16 protein-coding genes are annotated in these 18,392 nt (G+C 64.0%); 4 read left to right on the top strand and 12 right to left on the bottom strand.

Going from position 1 to position 18,392, the window contains the following annotated elements:
- Positions 1 to 3: 3 nt before the first annotated feature.
- The 7 genes from BM193_RS16325 to BM193_RS16290 all read right to left on the bottom strand — a co-directional run bounded on the left by BM193_RS16325 (position 4) and on the right by BM193_RS16290 (position 8,161).
- The gene (locus BM193_RS16325) at positions 4 to 819 is read right to left on the bottom strand and encodes a hypothetical protein (protein WP_092797511.1); all 816 of its coding nucleotides are present in this window, start codon (positions 817 to 819) and stop codon (positions 4 to 6) included.
- Positions 820 to 952: 133 nt separating this feature from the next.
- Positions 953 to 1,522 carry a DUF1439 domain-containing protein gene (locus tag BM193_RS16320; protein WP_092797510.1) on the bottom strand — a complete coding sequence of 190 codons (570 nt, stop codon included), beginning with the start codon at positions 1,520 to 1,522 and terminating at the stop codon, positions 953 to 955.
- A gap of 217 nt (positions 1,523 to 1,739) precedes the next feature.
- Positions 1,740 to 2,690: a hypothetical protein gene (locus BM193_RS16310; RefSeq protein WP_092797508.1), complete on the bottom strand. Its 951-nt coding sequence runs from the start codon at positions 2,688 to 2,690 to the stop codon at positions 1,740 to 1,742.
- 39 nt (positions 2,691 to 2,729) lie between these two features.
- Entirely contained in the window at positions 2,730 to 3,173 is a 444-nt protein-coding gene (locus tag BM193_RS16305; RefSeq protein WP_092797507.1) for a hemerythrin domain-containing protein, read from the bottom strand.
- Between the two features lie 93 nt (positions 3,174 to 3,266).
- On the bottom strand, positions 3,267 to 4,622 hold the full coding sequence (gene prsR / locus BM193_RS16300) for a PEP-CTERM-box response regulator transcription factor (protein WP_092797506.1): 1,356 nt from the start codon (positions 4,620 to 4,622) through the stop codon (positions 3,267 to 3,269).
- A gap of 51 nt (positions 4,623 to 4,673) precedes the next feature.
- Positions 4,674 to 6,776, bottom strand: coding sequence for an XrtA/PEP-CTERM system histidine kinase PrsK (gene prsK / locus BM193_RS16295; RefSeq protein ID WP_092797505.1), 2,103 nt, complete (start codon positions 6,774 to 6,776; stop codon positions 4,674 to 4,676).
- Positions 6,773 to 8,161 (bottom strand): TIGR03013 family XrtA/PEP-CTERM system glycosyltransferase, encoded by a 1,389-nt coding sequence (locus tag BM193_RS16290; RefSeq protein ID WP_092797504.1) that lies wholly within the window; start codon positions 8,159 to 8,161, stop codon positions 6,773 to 6,775. The genes prsK and BM193_RS16290 overlap by 4 nt, the downstream gene beginning before the upstream one ends.
- Positions 8,162 to 8,374: 213 nt before the next feature.
- Here BM193_RS16290 and nadB point away from each other — a divergent pair, with 213 nt between their 5' ends.
- The 4 genes from nadB to BM193_RS16275 all read left to right on the top strand — a co-directional run bounded on the left by nadB (position 8,375) and on the right by BM193_RS16275 (position 11,573).
- A complete protein-coding gene (nadB, locus tag BM193_RS16285) occupies positions 8,375 to 9,988 on the top strand; it encodes an L-aspartate oxidase (protein ID WP_092797503.1) in 1,614 nt (537 codons plus the stop codon).
- 139 nt (positions 9,989 to 10,127) lie between these two features.
- A complete protein-coding gene (locus BM193_RS16280; RefSeq protein ID WP_092797502.1) occupies positions 10,128 to 10,541 on the top strand; it encodes a hypothetical protein in 414 nt (137 codons plus the stop codon).
- Entirely contained in the window at positions 10,531 to 10,962 is a 432-nt protein-coding gene (locus BM193_RS28440; RefSeq protein ID WP_139229969.1) for a hypothetical protein, read from the top strand. The genes BM193_RS16280 and BM193_RS28440 overlap by 11 nt, the downstream gene beginning before the upstream one ends.
- Before the next feature lie 101 nt (positions 10,963 to 11,063).
- Complete coding sequence (locus tag BM193_RS16275; RefSeq protein WP_092797501.1) at positions 11,064 to 11,573, top strand: HAD family hydrolase; 510 nt, start codon at positions 11,064 to 11,066, stop codon at positions 11,571 to 11,573.
- 229 nt (positions 11,574 to 11,802) lie between these two features.
- Here BM193_RS16275 and BM193_RS16270 read toward each other — a convergent pair whose 3' ends face one another.
- The 5 genes from BM193_RS16270 to BM193_RS16250 are packed head-to-tail and all read right to left on the bottom strand — an operon-like array spanning position 11,803 to position 18,306.
- Complete coding sequence (locus BM193_RS16270) at positions 11,803 to 13,167, bottom strand: toxin-antitoxin system YwqK family antitoxin (protein ID WP_092797500.1); 1,365 nt, start codon at positions 13,165 to 13,167, stop codon at positions 11,803 to 11,805.
- On the bottom strand, positions 13,152 to 14,498 hold the full coding sequence (locus BM193_RS16265; RefSeq protein WP_092797499.1) for a toxin-antitoxin system YwqK family antitoxin: 1,347 nt from the start codon (positions 14,496 to 14,498) through the stop codon (positions 13,152 to 13,154). Before BM193_RS16265 ends, BM193_RS16270 begins: the two co-directional genes overlap by 16 nt.
- A gap of 9 nt (positions 14,499 to 14,507) precedes the next feature.
- Positions 14,508 to 16,853, bottom strand: a complete 2,346-nt coding sequence (locus BM193_RS16260) for a hypothetical protein (RefSeq protein ID WP_092797498.1) — start codon at positions 16,851 to 16,853, stop codon at positions 14,508 to 14,510.
- Positions 16,850 to 17,608 (bottom strand): PP2C family serine/threonine-protein phosphatase, encoded by a 759-nt coding sequence (locus tag BM193_RS16255; RefSeq protein WP_092797497.1) that lies wholly within the window; start codon positions 17,606 to 17,608, stop codon positions 16,850 to 16,852. Before BM193_RS16255 ends, BM193_RS16260 begins: the two co-directional genes overlap by 4 nt.
- Before the next feature lie 14 nt (positions 17,609 to 17,622).
- On the bottom strand, positions 17,623 to 18,306 hold the full coding sequence (locus tag BM193_RS16250) for a vWA domain-containing protein (RefSeq protein ID WP_092797496.1): 684 nt from the start codon (positions 18,304 to 18,306) through the stop codon (positions 17,623 to 17,625).
- Between the last annotated feature and the right edge of the window lie 86 nt (positions 18,307 to 18,392).

Below are 18,392 nucleotides of genomic sequence, written 5' to 3'. Positions count from 1 at the left end.
TTTTTACGCCGCCGTGGCGCGCCGCGGTTCCGGCCCCAGCATCGCGAACAGATCCTGGGCCGGGGACACGCCCTGCTGCCGCGCCATGCTGGCCAGCGACCCTGGCGTTGGCGCGGCATCGCCGGGGGCGTGGTTGAAATAATTGAAATCGAGCTTGATTTTATCTTCCAGGCCGCTGGCATATTGCTCGGGATATTGCGCCTGCTCCAGCTTGGGCAAGTCATTGAAATGCGCCAGCACCGACTTGAAGAAATCGGTCATCTTGCCGGTGGTATTGTATTCATGCATGGCTTGCGCCACCACTTGCTGGCGCCACGCCTGTTCGTCATCGCCAGCCTGGTAATACGCGGCGCGTCGTTCATTGACCGTAAACGTGCCGCTCTCATCGTAGGCGATGGTGGCCAATTGATCGCGCGACAGGCCCGCGAACGGATTCTTGCCCCGCCCGTCGATATAGGCCGTCGCCGCGGCGGCGGACTTGGCCGATGCCGCATCATTCGGTTGCGGCTCCTGCTGGGCGGCCGCTGCCTTGTGTGCCGCATCGAGCGGATACAGAATGCGGCTGATGCTGTCATTGACGCGGCTTGCCAGGGCGTCGTGGCCGAGTCCCTGCAGGCTGGCGCTGGTGGCCGTCTCGGCCTTCGACAGGCGCCCGGCCAGCGTGGAAATCACCACATTATCGGACACGGCGCCGGCGCCGGCGGGCGCCTCGATCGCGCTGGCTTTCGCCGCGACGGCCTGCTGTGTTTCAACGACGGACGCCGCTGCGGACAGGCTGTCCCGTCCAGACTGGATTCCTGCTGCGCTAATATTGACCATGGCATGTCCCGGCTGATGAATATTACTATAATACAACTATTTCCCCTGCCTTGCCACGCCGGGACGAGGCGACGCCGCGCCATCGCACGACGACGCCATCCGTCCCGCGGATGTCAATGCAGGAGCAGGCGGCTTATTTCACCGGCTCGAATGTCACCGTCAAGCCATTGCCGGTGGTCTGGATGCGCGTCGGCACGAATTGCACGCCGGCATAGCGCAATTCATCGGGCTTGAAGGTGTAGATCGGCGTTTCATGCATCAGCTGGTCGGCCACCAGGCTGGCCACCTTGGCGAACTGGCGCTGCTGCGACTCGTCCATGCCGTCGATGCCCACCTTGTCCACGCTCGCTTCGCTCAGGTACACGGCGTTGCGCTGCGGATCGAGCACGAGGCGGCCGGACATGGCCAGGCTGCCGCGCCAGGTCTGGCGGATGAACGGCGGCAGGACGCTGGCGTCCACGCTGAGGGCCACTCGTTCACGCTCGGGCTGCAGCGACAGTTGCGGATGCGTCAGCTTGACGTCCAGCACGGACAGCACGCGCTTGTCGATGGGGAAACGGCGCTCCAGGCCTTGCTGCATCTTGGCGAGCGACACATTCACATCGCGCGGGCCGATCAGGGTGGAACACGACGCCAAGGCGGCGCAAGCGATGGCGGCGATGACGGTGCTTTTCAGCAAGGGGCGGATGGCGGTCAAATTCATGGCGGGACTCAAGGAAAAGATGCGCTATCTTACACACGCGCCTGCTTTCACACAAAAAAAACCGGCGCCCACCTTGCAGCGGACGCCGGTTTTCACTGTCGCCTGCTTAACGTACGAACAGGGCGATCAGGATTACGATGGGCAATGGAATACCCAGCAGCAGCAAGAGGATGGAACGCATGGCAGACTCCTTGTCTAGTGGTTATATGGCGGGGATTCAGATGGTGACGTGACGCAGCACGCGCTCATGGTCGCGCTGGCGGCCGCCAAAGGTTGCCGCCAGGCTAGCAACGAAGGCGCCGAGCAGCAAGGCGACGAACATCCACAGGGCCGTGTGGGCGCCGGCCTTGCGCGCCGTTTCGGCCGCTTGCTGCGCGGCAGCCTTGGCGTCGGCGGCGGCCTTGGCGGCGCGGCCATAGACGGCATCGACGCGCGCTTCCGCTTCCGCCTGGGTCAAGCCCGTGCGCTTGGCAACGATCTGGCCCAGGTAGGCGCGGTCATCGGCGGCCAGGCTGCCCGTGGACAGGCTGGTGGCGAAGATCTTGCCGATTTCCATGCGCTGGTCGGCGACCGTCACGCCTGGGTCCGTTACCGCTGGCGCTGGCATGCCGGTGGCGGCAGCGGGCGCTGGCGCCGCGCGCAGCAGCATGTCGGAGAAATAGTCGAGCGGATTGGCGCCGCCGCCCTCGCCTGCCTTGGCGCCCGCCGAATTGCCTGCAACTGCCGCACCGGCCGCCGCGGCCGGGGCAACCGCTGCCGCCACGCCGCTGCCCGCGTCGATGGCGCCGCTCAGCACGGCGCGCGTGCCGCCGGCCAGGATGGCGACCGTGACCAGGGTGGCCACGGCCCAGGCCAGCAAGCCGTGCGCCGTATCGCGGAAATGCACTTCATCCGTATGGATGGAGCTCCATTTCACGCGCAGGCGGCCGGCCATGTAGCCGCCGATGCCGGATGCGGCCAGCTGCATGAAAGCCAGCCAGGCGATGGTCGACACGCCGATGGCCGTGGCGTTGAACGACCACGGCGAGACGGACGACAGGCCCAGGCCCACGCCGAGGATCAGCAGGATGAAGGACAAGGCGGCCGCAGCCGCAGCGCCCGCCAGCACGGCGCCCCAGGAAACGCCCGGATTGTTCAGGTCCGAAACGGACAATTGTGTAGCTTGCATGGAAAACTCCCTTGGTTGGTAATTGGTTTTATACAGTGCTCAGGCGGGCACGCCCGTCAGCTGTTCCTTGCGCGCCGCCATTTCCTGGCCCAGCGCATCGAGGTCGACGGCCGTGTGGCGCACCTTGGGGAACATGTCGTTTTCTTCTTCCTTGACGTGGTGCTCGATCTGCTCGGACAGCACCTTGACCTTGGCGTCGTACAGGTCGTCGGCCGGGTCCATCGCCTCGATCTGCGCGATGAGCTCTTTCGCGCTCGCGTGTTCAACGACGGCCTCATCCATCAAGTCGCCGTCATGGATGGGACGGCGCACGGCCGGATAGAAGATTTCCTCTTCCAGCTGCGTGTGCACGGTGAGTTCCTGGCAGATCTGGTCGGCCAGTTTTTTCTTGGTGGCAAAGGAGCGGTCGCTCAAGCCTTCGTATTGGGCAAACAGGGCCTTGACGGCCTTGTGGTCCTTCATCAATAAACTGATCGCGTTCATGGCGCCTCCTTGTTGTGGATGAGGCTAGGATGCACCGAGGCCACGCCAGCGTATGTGCGACGCCATACACAATCTTGATATTTAGTTATTTGCCTATTTGATGCCGTGATGTCCCATCAAGTCGTACAGGGTGGGCCGGCTCACGCCCAGCAGCTCGGCCGCCCTGGCGATGTTGCCGTCGGCCCGCGCCAGCGCGCGCACCATGACCCGGTATTCGGCCGCGTCGCGCGCCTGGCGCAGGTTCAGCGGTTCATCCGCAGGGGCCGCCTGGGCGCTGGCGGGCAAGCCCAGGTCGTCCGGCAGGATCTGCGGGCCGTCGCTCATGATGACGGCCCGCTTGATGCAGTTTTCCACCTCGCGCACATTGCCCGGCCAGCCATATGCTTCGATCAGCTGCAACGCGCCGGGGCTGAAATGCAGGGCGCCGCGCCCTTCGCTGGCGCAGAATTTATTCTTGAAATGGTGGGCCAGCAAGGCCGCATCGCCGGCCCGTTCGCGCAGCGGCGGGATGCGCAGGACGATTTCGCTGAGGCGGTAAAACAGGTCTTCGCGGAAACGTCCCTGTTCCGCCAGCACTTTCAGATCCTGGTGCGTGGCGCACACGATGCGCACGTCGACGGCGATCTCGCCCCGTCCGCCCACGCGCTCGATGACCCGCTCCTGCAGGAAACGCAGCAGTTTCGCCTGCAGCGCCATCGGCATGTCGCCGATTTCATCGAGGAAGAAGGTGCCGCCGTGGGCCAGTTCGATCTTGCCCAGGGTTTGCCGCGCCGCGCCCGTAAACGCGCCCCGCTCGTAGCCGAACAGCTCGCTTTCCAGCAGGTTTTCCGGGATCGCCGCGCAATTGATGGCGACAAAACGCTGCGCGTGGCGGCTGGACAGCGCGTGCAGGCCGCGCGCAATCAGTTCCTTGCCGCTGCCCGAATCGCCCAGCAGCATCACGCTGGCCGACGACGGCGCCACCTTTTCCACGCTGCGGCACAGCTTCAGCATGCCGGCGTCGCGGCTGACGATGCCGGCCAGCGGCGAGTCCGCCTGCGTCTGCAGCATGCGGCGGTTTTCCTGCTGCATGGCGTGCAAATAAAAGGCGCGCGCGATGACCAGGCCCAGCATGTCGGCGTCGAACGGCTTCTGGTGAAAGTCATACGCGCCCAGGGCGATCGCCTTCAGGGCATGCGCGCGGTCCTGGTTGCCCGAGAGGATGATGATTTTCGTGTCCGGCGCCAGCGCGAGGATTTGCTGCAAGGTGGCCAGGCCTTCGGTGGCGCCATCCGGGTCGGGCGGCAAGCCCAGGTCCATGGTCACGACGGCCGGCTGGTGGCGCCGCACCAGCGCCAGCGCCGCTTCGCGCTCGCCCGCCAGCAAGACTTCATAGGCGTCAAAGCTCCAGTGCAACTGCTTTTGCAGGCCGGGATCGTCTTCGATGACGAGCAGTTTTTGCTTGCCCATGCGTGTCAGCTCCTGTCAGTGAATAGGGCAACGGGGGTGTAGGGTCCGACCTTAGGGAGCGGAATTGGCCTCATTGAGGCGCAGTCCCGCCGACGGGCCTGCCTCCACCGGCACATGCAGCGGCAGGATCACGCGAAACGTCGTGCCCACCTGCGGCGCGCTGCGCACTTCCAGGCTGCCGCCCACTTCGCGGATATATTCGCGGCTTTCGAACACGCCGATGCCCATGCCTGCCGTCTTGGTGCTGTCGAACGGCTTGAACAGCCGTTCGCGGATGAATTGCTCGCTCATGCCCTGCCCCGTGTCGTCGAGTTCGACCACGGCGCTCTGCCGCTCGCGCAACAGGCGCACGGCAACGCTGCCATCGCTGGCGGTGGCCTCGATGGCGTTCTGGATCAAGTGGCCCAGCACCCGCTCCAGCCGCGCGCGGTGGGCCAGCACCGTCAGTTCGGCATCGACGATTTCCAGCCGCGGCGCGGGCGCCAGGCTGGCCTTGGCCGCCACGGCCTGGCGCAGCAAGCCGTCGAGCCGCAGCGGCGCCGGCGTATCGAGCGCCTCGCCCAGCGCGAGCTTTTGCAGCAGGGTCTTCATTTTCTGCACGGAATGGTCCAGGGTGCCCAGCATGTCTTCCTGGAACGCGGGATTGGCGCGGTGCTTTTCCGCATTACTGAGCAACAGTGACAGCTGGAACACGAGGTTTTTCAAATCGTGCACGATGAAGGTGGACATGCGGTTGAACGATTCGAACTGGCGCGACACCATCAGCGAATCGAGCGATTCGCGATGCGCCAGGTAGCTGGCGGCCTGGCTGCCGGCAATTTTCAGCACGTCGCGGATTTCCCAGTTCAGGCCGATAGGCGTGCGCGGCCGTGCCAGCGCCACGAAAGCGAACAGCTGGCCGTGCAGCATCAGGGGCACCAGCAGCCACACGTCCGGCAGCGCCAGCAGCGCGGGCGGCAAGGCCAGGCCGCCGTACTGGCGCGGATGCTGTTCACAGTCGGGCACGTCGATGACCCATAGCCGGGCTTCCAGAAACTGGCACAGGGGGCCGGATGCCGGCGCGCTCCACGCGGGCGGCGGCCAGTTCCAGCTGGCGGCCGGCGCGAATTGCCCCTCGCGCAAGATCCACAGCGCGCCGGCGCGGCTTTCCACCAGTTGCGCCAGGGCCTGTATCGTGCGCTCGCCCAGGGCCGGCCCATCCTCGGACAGGGCGCGGGTAAAGCGCAGCCATTCCTCGCGGTAATCAAAGATGGCGTTATAAAAGTTTTTATTGATATAGACCTTGAGCTTGGCGCGCAGGCTGCCGGAAAACAGCACGCCCGCCAGCAGCAGCGCCGCGCCGCCCAGGTACGCCATCTGCATCAATGCCCCCCAGGTACCGCCGAAATAGCGCAAATAATAGGCGCTGGCCGCCATGGCCAGCAGGTAGATGGCCGAACCCAGCAAGGCGGCCGAGCGGTACAGCATCTGGCGCGACACGGACAGGCCCAGCGCCCAGGCCGGATTGCGCGCCGCCGAGATGGCCAGCAGGGGCGCGCACAGGGCATCGACGATGCCGCGCGCGGCCCAGATGTCATCGTTAATCGTGCGAAACAACAAGGCGTCGCTGTACAGGTAGAAATCGTAGGCGAACAGGCCGCCCACGCCCAGGCAGGCAAACTTGATGCCCCAGCGCTTCAAGGGCGGCGTGTTGCGGTACCACTGTTCCACCAGCAGCATGCCCAGCACGGCCAGCAACAGGCGGCATACACTGGCCGAGGCGCGCCCCGGCGCGGCAGGCAAGCCCAGCTGGTTAGCCACGACAAGCAGCCACTGCGCCAGCACGACCACGGCAATGCCGGCCAGCACGGCGCGCAGGCGCGTGCGCGAGGGATCGATCAGTAGCAGCAAGAACACCAGCCAGGCCACGGTGCGCAGCATTTCCAGCGCATCGCCGGCCAGCGAAATGCGTAGACCCAGCAGCGCCAGCACCACCGTGCCCGTCGCCCAGATGCCCGTCGCCAGGCAGGCGACGAGCAAGGCGCGCGCGTTCTGCCGCGCACGCCAGTTGCTGATCAGTAGCAACGCCAGCACGAAAAAGGCCAGCGAGGCCAGGCCGTGGCTGAGCGCCGCGGCGTCCGCCGCCGCCAGCCAGGCCGACTGCGCCCGCATCATCGGCTGCCCTTGCCAAACAGCACCACCTGCACCGTGTCGAGCAGGATCAGCAAGTCCAGGAACAAGCTGTTATTTTTCACATAATATAAATCGTATTGCAGTTTTTTGACGGCATCGTCGACGGAGGCGCCATATTGATAGCGCACCTGCGCCAGCCCCGTGATGCCAGGTTTGATGCTGTGACGAATGTTGTAGTACGGCACCTGTTCCTTCAGCTGCTCGACAAAATACGCGCGCTCGGGGCGCGGCCCCACGAAACTCATCTCGCCGCGAAACACATTGAGCATTTGCGGCAGCTCGTCGATGCGCAGCTTGCGGATGAGATTGCCCACGCGCGTGATGCGCGCATCGTTGGCCTGGGCCCAGATGGGCGTGCCGTCGCGTTCGGCGTCGCTGCGCATGCTGCGAAATTTCAGCACCTTGAAGGGCACGCCGTCGCGCCCCACCCGCTCTTGCTGGTAAAACACGGGGCCGCCGTCTTCCAGGCGGATGCACAGGGCCGTCACCAGCATCACGGGCAAGGCGGCCAGGCAGATGATGCCGCTGGCGGCCAGGTCGAACAGCCGCTTCGAGGCGGCACGCACAAAGCTCTGGTCGAAGCCGCCGCCATAGATCAGATAGCTGGGCTGTAACGAGTCGATGCGGATCTGGCACGCTTCGCGTTCGAAAAAGGTGGCCGCGTCGATGACTTTCACGCCACCGAGCGCGCATTCGAGCAGTTGCTTGGCGGGAAATGCCCCATTGCGCCGGTCGCTGACGGAGACGACGATTTCATGCGCATCGTGGCGCTGGGCCATGGCCAGCAGCGAGGGGCCGGCCGGCAGCAAGGCCGAAGCCGGCACGCAGCATTGCTCGCCCGCCACGTCGATGCAACCGACCACCGTGAACTGGTGGAAACCGATCTTGCTGGCCGCCAGCTCCATGCATTCGCGCGCCAGGGCCCCGCCGCCCACCAGGATCAGCCGCCCTTCCATCAGCGCCGATTGCGCGGATTTGAAGACGACCAGGCGCGCCAGCAGCACGCCGATGGCGCCCAGTCCGAAGATCAGCACGCTGCCGCGCCCGAACTGCAGCGAGGGAATGAAGCGGATCATCACGCTGAGCACGGCAAAGCCCAGCGCGAACGACGGCAGGATGCGCAGCAAGGTGTTGCGGATGTCTTCGCGCGAGCGGTGCTGGTACATGCCCAGCGCGCTCATGCTGAAGACGATGACGAGGGCGAAGATCGTCGAGGACAGGTACACCTCGCTGTAGCGCACCAGGCGGCTGCCGTCCGCCAGCCACAGCAGGGACGTCAGGGCGGCCGCCAGCAGCAGGATCAGTATTTCCAGCAACAGCAGGATGAATGCTGTTTTCGACACGTAGTGGCTGAAGATGCGGATCATGGTTCCCCCGGCGCAAGAAGCAATGCGTACCAGCGCACCGCGTACAAAGCGGCCTGATACTGGTCTTGCCATCATGGCGGACTGTTCCACGCTGACCTTGATGCGCCACAAGCTACTGCACAGCCTATCTTTCATCGGCAGAATTTATCTCAACACATTACCGATTGATGTGAAATGGACTATAGTATGCTTCCCCTAAACGAGATAAATGTCATGAAATTTGATGTAGCGATTGTCGGCAGTGGCCTGGCGGGTTTATCGGTTGCACTGCATTTAGCTGAGACGCGCACCGTCGCGATCATTTCCAAACGCGAACTGCTCGACGGCGCCAGCAACTGGGCCCAGGGGGGCATCGCGGCCGTGCTCGATTCGGGCGACAGCCACCAGCAGCATATCGAAGACACCCTGATCGCCGGCGGCGGCCTGTGCGACGAGAGCGCCACGCGCTACATCGTCGAGCATGGCCGCGAAGCGATCGAATGGCTGATCGAGCAAGGCGTGCCGTTTACGCGCGATGCCTCGGCCGAGCTGGGTTTTCATTTGACCCGCGAAGGCGGCCACAGCCAGCGCCGCATCATCCACGCGGCCGACGCCACGGGCCATGCCGTGCAAGTGACCCTGGAAGAAAAGGTGCGCGCCCACCCGAACATCACCCTGTTCGAACACCATTGCGCCATTGACCTGATCACCTCGGACAAGCTGGGCATGAAACCGGCGCAGCGCAACGCGCAACCGCATTGCCACGGCCTGTATGTGCAGGATGAGCAAACTGGCAAGGTGCTGACCTTTGCCGCCGAGCACACCGTGCTGGCCACGGGCGGCGCCGGCAAGGTGTATTTGTATACCACCAATCCCGACACGGCCAGCGGCGACGGCATCGCCATGGCCTGGCGCGCCGGCTGCCGCGTGTCAAACATGGAATTCATCCAGTTCCACCCCACCTGTTTATACCACCCGTATGCGAAATCGTTCCTGATCACCGAAGCCATCCGTGGCGAAGGGGGCTTGCTGAAACTGCCGCCTGAAGCGGGCGCGGCTGCCGGCCAGCGCTTCATGCTGGCCCACGACGAGCGGGCCGAGCTGGCGCCGCGCGACGTGGTGGCGCGCGCCATCGACTTCGAGATCAAGAAACGGGGCCTCGACTACGTGCACCTCGATATCAGCCACAAGCCGGCCGAGTTCCTCATCGAACACTTCCCGACGATTTACGCGCGCTGCCTGGAACTGGGCATCGACATCACCAAGCAGCCGATTCCCATCGTGCCCGCCGCCCACTACACGTGCGGCGGCGTGGTGACGGATTTGTCCGGCCGCGCCGACCTGCCGGGCCTGTACGCCGTGGGTGAAACGGCGTGCACGGGCTTGCATGGCGCGAACCGCCTGGCGAGCAATTCCTTGCTCGAATGCATCGTCATCGGCCGCGCCTGCGCGCAGGATATCGAAAGCAAGGAAAAGCTGGGCACGCCGTATCTGCCCGACTGGGATGAAAGCCGCGTCACGGATGCGGACGAGGAAGTGGTGATTTCCCACAACTGGGACGAGCTGCGCCGCTTCATGTGGAATTACGTGGGCATCGTGCGCACGACCAAGCGCCTGGAGCGGGCCCAGCACCGCATCGCCCTGCTGAAGGAAGAAATCGACGAGTACTACCGCAACTTCCGCATCACGCACGACTTACTGGAATTGCGCAACCTCGTCGACGTGGCCTCGATGATCGTCAACAGCGCCCTGTCCCGCCGCGAAAGCCGTGGCCTGCACTTCAGCCGCGATTATCCGGAAACCTTGCCGAAGGCCATCGCCAGCGTGCTGACGCCGCCGCACCGCTAAGCCAGCAGGCCCTTCCACCATGGAACCCCTGCAAGGTCCGGGGTCGTACCCTGAGGGTACGACCCCAGTCTGTGTCTTGGGGGAACGCCATTTGCCGGAGGCGGCCCCGGCGCACGCATCGCGCAATCAGCGAAACGTCATGCACATGTTGAATAAGAGACTTTTTGATGCCATTGCCTGCGCGGTGGACCTGGATGACCCTGCAGAACAACCTTTGGCGCAGCGCTTCATGATTGAGGCTATCGGCGGAGTGACTGCCCAATTGCCAGCGGCTGCCAAGTCAGCGGCAGCGGTGGCGTATCGATACATGACCGGTGCGGCGACGGCTGAGGAAGTCATCGCTGAGCGTGTACGCCTCTGGCGCGCAATCGAAGGGCGGGATCAATCGCACGCGCCGGACGTCTTGAAAATAAGAACGGCCATATGCGTCTTGCATCCCATGGATAGCGGCGCTACTGCCGAAACATTGGAGTATTTTTTTGAATTCTGGCGGCAAGCAGGCTTGCCGCAGTCTGAGCTTGAAGCCGCTGCCCGGAACAGGTATGGAATTTGAGGTGGCTTCAAGCGGACAGAAGCGGCCAGTCAAAAAGTGGATTTCAATGAAGTATAAATTAATACGCTCGATGGCCCACAACTGGTCACACTCGTTCATGAGTGGCATGAACTATTTGGATGGCGGCTTTGTCTTCGAGGATGTGTATCAGATGGCGCGAGAGCGGCGCGGTGAACAAGTAACCATTAATTGGATTCCTGCAACAAGCGAGGAATTGTTCGGATTTCCTCCAAGAGTTAGAAATTGCGTGCTCGCCTATCGGACCGGATTGGCAGAGTATCTAAGGCGTCATAGCATTGATGTTGCAGCACTTATTGAATTCCGTACAGAAGTGTATGTGGCAGAAAATTTCCGAATGTATGTTCGCGCGTATGTTCTCGATAACAGGAAGAAAGAGCACATCGCGTATGTTTGGAATTAGGCGATGCAGTTTGCTCTTCGGCATCAGGCTTCAAAGCATCGGGCCGGTCGGTGATGTGAACGAGCGCAATCGGCCAAAAGCTGACAACGAAAGGCAAGAACATGGCGCGGGTCCGACTGATTGTCTTCGACTTAGATGAAACCTTGGTGCATGCGACTGAGGTTGCCTTACCTTGTGCTCACTCCTTTCGCATTGGCCCATATTTTGTATATGTACGACCGTTTGCATCTGACCTGATCAGGTTCTGTGCGTCGCACTTTGATATGGCAGTCTGGTCTTCATCGAGCGAACGCTATGTCGAGATAGTCACCGAGGAGCTGTTTGGAACTTCCTATCCCGTAGCATTTTCATGGGCGGTATCAAAGTGTGTTCAGAAGGTTGATCCGAAAAGTAACGGTTATGTGTACATAAAAGATCTGCGCAAGGCGTTGAAGCACGGGTATGCCGCAGACGAGATCATCATGATCGATGACAGTCCCGAAAAGCTCCAGCGACAACCCACGCGGCATCTTTGCCTAACTGAGTTCACAGGTGATCCGTGTGATACGGAACTTCTTGGCGTTATCGAACGCGTTAAGGCGATGGCGGAAATGCAGTCAACGACGGCCTGAAGCGAATGTCTGCAATGGGGCGTAAGCAGCCGACCACAAAAGGCCAGTCCGGCACAAACGTCCATGCGCCAAGGTCCCGTCCAGGCTGGCAGCGGTGTTTGACGCCAACAGCACAGTGCTGCGACCGGACGAACCGTGGACGCCAACCAGTGTCATCCCCGTACCTGTACCTGTCTCGCAAAAAAGGCAGGCCACGCATCAGTGATCGAACGGCAACGACGTTCCCTGTTCACGATTCCGGCATCTCAACCTCAATCCCATCCTCCGTGTACGACATCTGGGCCGACGCGCCCGTGCACCCATCCTGCGGCTCGTCCGCCACATAGCGGCATTCGCTTTCCAGGCTGCCATCCGCTTGCCAGTGGCGGGTCCAGCCCTGGCGCTCGCCGTTCACGTATTCGATCAGCTGGCGCGGCTTGCCATCGGCATACCACGAGCGCAAGGCGCCCTCCTCGCGCCCGCCCGCGTTCCACCGTTTGTCCACGAGCAACACGCCGGCGCGGCTGAAGCGCTGTTCGCTGCGCAATACGTAGTGGCCGCTGTGCGTGCGCCTGCTGGCGACCTTGCCGTCCGGATAATATTCGACGCTGTCGCCGGCGGGTTTGCCGTCCACATAGCTTGCCGTGCTGCGTACCTTGCCATCCGGGAAATAGCCGGTGCTGGGGCCCGTCATGATGCCATTCACATACTGGCTGCGGCTTTCCACGGTGCCGTCGGGATAGAACAGCAGCAGCTCGCCGTCCGTCTCGCCCTTGACCCGCGTCATGCGCGTGCGCAGCTTGCCGTTTTCATCGAACGTTTCCACCACACCATCGGCGCGGGCGCCGTTGCGGTAGGTGCGCGACTCGATCAGCTTGCCACTCTGGTGATAAGTCTGCTCTTCGCCCTCCTGCACGCCATTGCGCCAGCTGCCGCGCATGGAAACCTGGCCGTCCGGGTAATAGCGGGTCTGCACGCCTTCCTGCACGCCGCGCCCGTCCTGCTCCACCTGCATTTCCAGCTGACCATGCGGGTAATACATGCTGTAGTTGCCCACCAGCTTGCCGCGCAGGTAATCGGCGGCGTCGACCTGGCCCGTCAGCCGCTTCGGCTCGCCTTCGCGCACGTGATAGATCTCGACTTGCCAGGTGCCCGGCGTCTTGCCTGGCGGCAGCGGAACGACCAGCGCATAGCGCGCATGTTCCTTCACTTCGCCGCGCGACAGATGGTGATTCAAATACAGGCGCGCCTTGCCGTCCGCACACGCTTGCGGCTCGCAGCCGCCCAGCTTGCTGACTTCGGGCATGGCGAGCGCTGCACCGGGTGCCGGACACGATCTGATGCGCATCAGCAAGGGCGTCGCCTCGCGTATCAACGGCGCCAGCTGCTGCTTCATGGCCGCGTATTGCGCTGCGTCCAGGTGCACGGACAAGGCATCCATGCGCACCTGGCGCCCGCCGCAACCGTTGTCACTGGCCAGTGTCAGTACATCGCCGCCGCCCTTGCCGGCCTCGGCCTTGATCGCGCTGACCACTTGCCGCTGTTCGATCTCGGCGTGGACCAGCGCCGGCCACAGCAGCGTTGCAAGCAGCACATGCTTCACAAGGCGCGCCATGCCTGCTCCTTGCGCTGCAGTTCCGGTGCCGGCGGCGCCTCGCCGCAGTCGCCCCGGGTCTTGCCGGCCACATAACGGCATTCGCTTTTCAGGCTGCCATCTTCGCGCCAGCTGCGGCTCCAGCCGTCGCGCCGGTCATTCACATACTCGATCGATTGCTCGGGCTTGCCGCTTTCGTACCACGAGCGCGACGTGCCCTGCTCGCGCCATTGCGCATCCCAGCGCCGTTCCAGCACCAGCACGCCCTGCGGACTGTAGCGCTGCAGGCTCAGCAGCCCGCCCTTGTCGCCGTACCGCTGGCGGCTTTGCACCTTGCCGTCGGGATAGAACTCCAGCGCTTCCCCGACCGGCAAATCGTCGACCTGCGTCATCCTGGCGCGCACGGCGCCATCGGGATAGTAATTCGTGCTCACGCCATTGTACTTGCCGTCCTTCATTTCTGAACGGCTGGAGACTTTTCCATCCGGGAAATACGTGAGCATCTCGCCTTCCATCTTGCCGCCACGCAAAGTGTAGCTGGTGCCGGGCTTGCCATTTTCATCGAAGGTTTGCACGGGCCCGTCCAGGCGCTGGCCGTCGCGGTAGCGGCTCGTCTCGCTCAGCTTGCCCGTCGCGTGATAGCGCTGGTGTTCGCCCTCTGGCATGCCATGGCGCCACTCGCCGCGCAGCTCCAGGGTGCCGTCCGGATAATACTTGCTGCCGACGCCATGCTGCCGCCCTTCCCCATCCTGCGCCACCTGTTTCTCGATCTTGCCATTCGGGTAATACGTGACATAGCCGCCCACCAGTTCGCCGGAAACATAATCGGCGCGGTTGACCTGGCCCGACAGGCGCAGCTTGTGGCCGGCGACGCTATATATTTCGACCTTCCACGTGCCAGGCTGCTTGCCTTTCAGCAAGGGCAACAGCAGCACGTTGGCCGCCTTGTCCTGCTCGATGGGGAAGAAACGTTCATGCAGGTACAGCCGCGCCCGGCCATCGGCGCAATCGGCTGGCGTGCAGGCGGCGATCCGGCGCACGATGGGCACGCTTGCATCCTCGGGGCAGCTTTTCAGGGTGACGCGCATGGGCGTCTTGCTGCGGATGTGCCGGGACAGTTCAGCCTTCAGCGCCTCGTACGGCGCCTCGTCCAGATTGACCGAGCGGGCATCCATGCGGATCTGCTTGCCGCCGCAAGCCGTCGTGCCGGCAATCGTGAACACATCGCCGCCCTCGCTATCGGGTTCGACTGCCATGCTGGCCAGCACCTGGCGCTGCACGATGTCCGCCTGCGCCATGCCCGGGGTCAGCAAGCAAGCGCCAAGCAGCGCGCATAGGGTCTTGATTTTCATATTATTCCTTTAATTTTCCGTCGTGGCGGCCACGCCGGCCGGCACGAAGCTGACCCGGCCGTTGCGGTAGCGCACCAGCACCACCACCTTGGCATCGCGCAATTGACCGTGCTGCACGGCCGGCAAGTAGGTCCAGCGCTTCACGCTGTCGAGCAGCACCTTGTTGAGCATCGGCTCCATCGGCGACTCGGCCGCCGCATGGCTGAGCGTGCCGTCGGCCGCGATAGTCAGGGTCAGGCGGTTTTCACCCGTTGCATGCTGTTCGTCCAGCACGCCGTAAGTCACGGTCGTCATCGTCTCGCGCTGCACGCCGCCGACCTGGTCGCGCAGCGGTGGCATGGCCTTGAGCCTGGCCGCCAGCAGCGCGCCATCGGCCAGCGCCTTGTCCCAGCGCTTCTGGTAATCCCAGCCCTGAACCAGGCGCAGCATCCTGGCGTTCAGGTCCATGCGCTGCATCGTGCGAGCGACGCCATTGTCGGCCGGTTCGCCCGGCTCCGCCGGCACGGCGTTCTCCACCGCATAACGGTAGGCCGTCAGCTGCGCCAGCGCCACCATGTTGACGGCATCGCGCTCGTCGCCGCCGCGCAGCAGGGCCGTCGCCGCGATGCCCAGCCAGGCCGTGCCATCGGTCGGGCGTGCCCACAAGGCTTGCTCGAAGTACTGGCGCGCCGCCTGCGGTTCGTTCAGGCTCAGGTGCATGCGGCCCATGGCCGCCGCCACCAGATGGTCGCGCGGGTTCGCTTGCAGCAAGTCAAGGTAGTTAGCCACCAGCGCCGGCTCATAGCCAGGCACCCAGCCCAGGCCTTCCAGCAACGAGGCGCGCAGCTGCGCCCGGACGGGGTCGCCGCCGTAGACAGGCGATTTTTGCTCTCCGGCACGGTACAACAGTTGCAAGCCCCGCGTGACGGCGTCATCGTCGCCCTTGCTGACCGCTTGCGACAGGCTGCGCACGGCCTTGCGCGCATCGGACGGCTGGAAACCGGCCGCCTTGCGGGGGCGCCAGTTGAATACTTCCAGGCCGGCCGCCTGCTCGGCTTGCGCCTGCGCGGCCTTGGCCTTGTCCTTGGCTTCATCGGGCGACGAGGTCCAGGCCGTAAAGCCGATCAGGAACAATACGATCAGCAGCACCACCACAGCCCAGCCCTTGCCCGTGATGCCGCCGCTGCCCGCCACGGGGATGAAGACGGGCGCCTGCCCCGGTACCGTATGGTGCGCGCCGCGCCCGCTGCGCTGCGGCGGCAACGATGGTTGTTGCCGTTGCATCTGCTGCGCCTGCATCGACGCTTGCGCGGCCGAGGCGATGACCTTGTCGCGCGCGCAGGCCGCGCAACCGTGGCCCGCAAAATGCTGGTGCTCGGGATTCACTGCGCACACTGTCAACTTGCCGCCGCTGCGCTGCGCATAGCCGCGCAGCAGCTGCGCCCAGTCGGCCGCCGAGGGCCGCTGTGGTGCGGGCGACGGGGAAAACGCGCGGTCGAACATGGCGCGCAGTTCGGGCGGCATCAGCGCATGCCCGCTGGTGGCGTTCGGCGCCATGTTCTTGTGGCGCTTGACGCCATACGCGTAATAGCCGTCGCGGATGCGCCCGGGAATCTCGGTGGGCGCCTGCGCATTGCCGGGCCGCCCGCTGTACGGGTGGATGCCAAAGTTCAGCAACTGGAAGATGACGACAGCCAGGGCGAAGCGGTCTTGCGCCAGCTCCGTGCCAGCCGGCATGCCCTTGCGCTGGAATTCCGGCGCCAGGTAGTCGGCCGTGAATTGCTCCGCAGGAAAACGCTCCGCATGGCCCTGGATGCTGAAACCGTCGCAATCGAGCATGGCGATGTACAGCGAATCGCGGTAAAAGCGCAGGTTTACGGGTTTTAAGTCGACCACGTAATGCTGCTGCTGGTGCAAGGCATCGATGACGGCGGCCAGGTTGGCGGCCAGGGTCAGCTTGGGACCGAGTCCCGTGGGCAAGCCCGCCGCGCGCGCTTGCCGCTCCTGCAGGATCTGTTCCAGCTCGGCCGTCTGCGCCATGTCCAGCAGAGGCATGACGAAACCGGCAAAACCGCCCTGGCCGTCGAACACGGCCGCCTGCGGCCAGGCGATCTGCACGTAGCGCTTGCCGTTTTCCAATTGGTCGGGCAACTCGGGCGTGAGCTCCAGCATGGCTTCCAGCTTGCGCCGGTTGGCGGCCCGGTCCAGGTGCGGGTGATACAGCTTGGCGACCTGCGCGGGCGCGCCGGGCAGCAGATACACGCTGCCCGCGCCGCCGCTCTTGATCAGCTTGCCCAAGATCAAACTGCGGACCTTGTCCAGCCAGATCTTGCCGCCCGGACTCAGACCGGGCGTGACTCCCTGCTTCCGGCTCATGCGCGCATGGCCAGCAGCAGGGTCTTGTCGTCGCCCGTGATCTGGTGCGTGCGCGGGTCGGCCAGGGTGGACGCCAGCGCTTCATTGCCCAGCTCGCTGCTCTCGACCGTGCGCAGATAGCCTTGCACGGCATCCATGAATGGCGCATACAGGGCTGCATTGTTCTTGCTCATGGCAAAGGGCATGCAGCCGTCCGACATCAGCACGACGCCGCGCACGGCTGGCGGAATCGCCAGCAGGCGCAGCTGTTCGCGCCAGCGTGCACCGCTGAGGAAATAGGTTTCGTTGGCGTATTCGCCGTTGGCGGGCAGCGAGATCAGTTCGCCGCCCTCAAGCAGCTGCGCCACGCCCAGGCCATCGCCCAGGTGGAAGAAGAATCCCCCGTCCGGCCCCAGGACCACGCCCACTACGGTGCTGGCGTAGTCGTCCAGGGTGGCGTTGGCGGCGCGCGCGATGTCGTCGAGCGCGGCGCGGATCTGCGCCAGGGTAGCCGCCAGCGCGCCGTCGTGCAGATCCTGCACGACGGCGCCCTGCTCCAGCCGTCCGGCCAGCGCTTGCACGGTTTGCGCTGCGATAAACTGCGCGCCCTGCTCGCTGAAGCGGGCCGAACCGGCGCCGTCGCAGACGATGGCCACCAAAACGTCGTTCACGACGGCGTGCGCGTGCGCATCCTGGCAAGCGATATCTTTATCCAGGTGCGCCTTGCCCGTGACGGAGGCGCCGAACACGCGCCATGGATGCTGTACGGCAGTCATGGATCAGCGCGCTTTCACGTATTCACAACGGACCAGCCGTCCGTCGACGCCAGCTGCGCCTGCGCGCCTGGGCGCGATTGCGACACCACTTGCATGCTGGCGCTCAGCCACAGGAACAGTTCGCGGAACTGCAAGCCTTTCAGCTGCTTCACGCCCCGTTCGCCCCGGCTGGAAAACTGCCCCAGGGTAGCGATATTCGCGTGGTCGCCCACGCCGATGGGGAAGATCGCCACTTTATTGGCCTGTTCGGCCGCGCGCGCCTGCTCGGCGCCGTGCTGCCAGCGGTCCGTCGGCTCGCCGTCCGACATCAGGAACAGCCACGGCCGCGTGTAGGCCACGCCCGCCTGGCGGAAGCGCTGCTTTTCCTGCTCGATCTCGGCCAGGGCCAGCTCGACGGCGGCGCCGGTCGGCGTGGTGCCGTTCGCTTCCAACCGGGGCGCCGTGAAATCCATGGCGTCGCACCAGTTGCTGGCGACCACGGCTTCATCGTGCGCCCCATATTGAATCACCAGGATGCGCACGCGCTTGGCGGCGATCACGTCGGACTTGAGTTCCTGTTCCAGCAAGGCCAGGCCTTCGTTCAGCAAGGAAATGGGTTCGCCATCCATGCTGCCGGAGCAATCGAGCACGAGCACCAGCGGCGTGCGTTGTTCGGTATTGTCGACCAGGGCGACGTCGGGAATCATTATTGAACTCATGGGCAATCGGTAAATGTGAAATCGGACATAGTGCGAATCTTACATCATGGGCCGGCATTGCTCGCGCGAGATTGCGTTGCGGCAAT

It is taken from the genome of Janthinobacterium sp. 344, assembly GCF_900112025.1.
Classification (GTDB): Bacteria; Pseudomonadota; Gammaproteobacteria; order Burkholderiales; family Burkholderiaceae_D; genus Janthinobacterium.
Note: the sequence above shows the minus strand (reverse complement) of the source record. Positions and strands in the feature narration are given on the sequence as shown.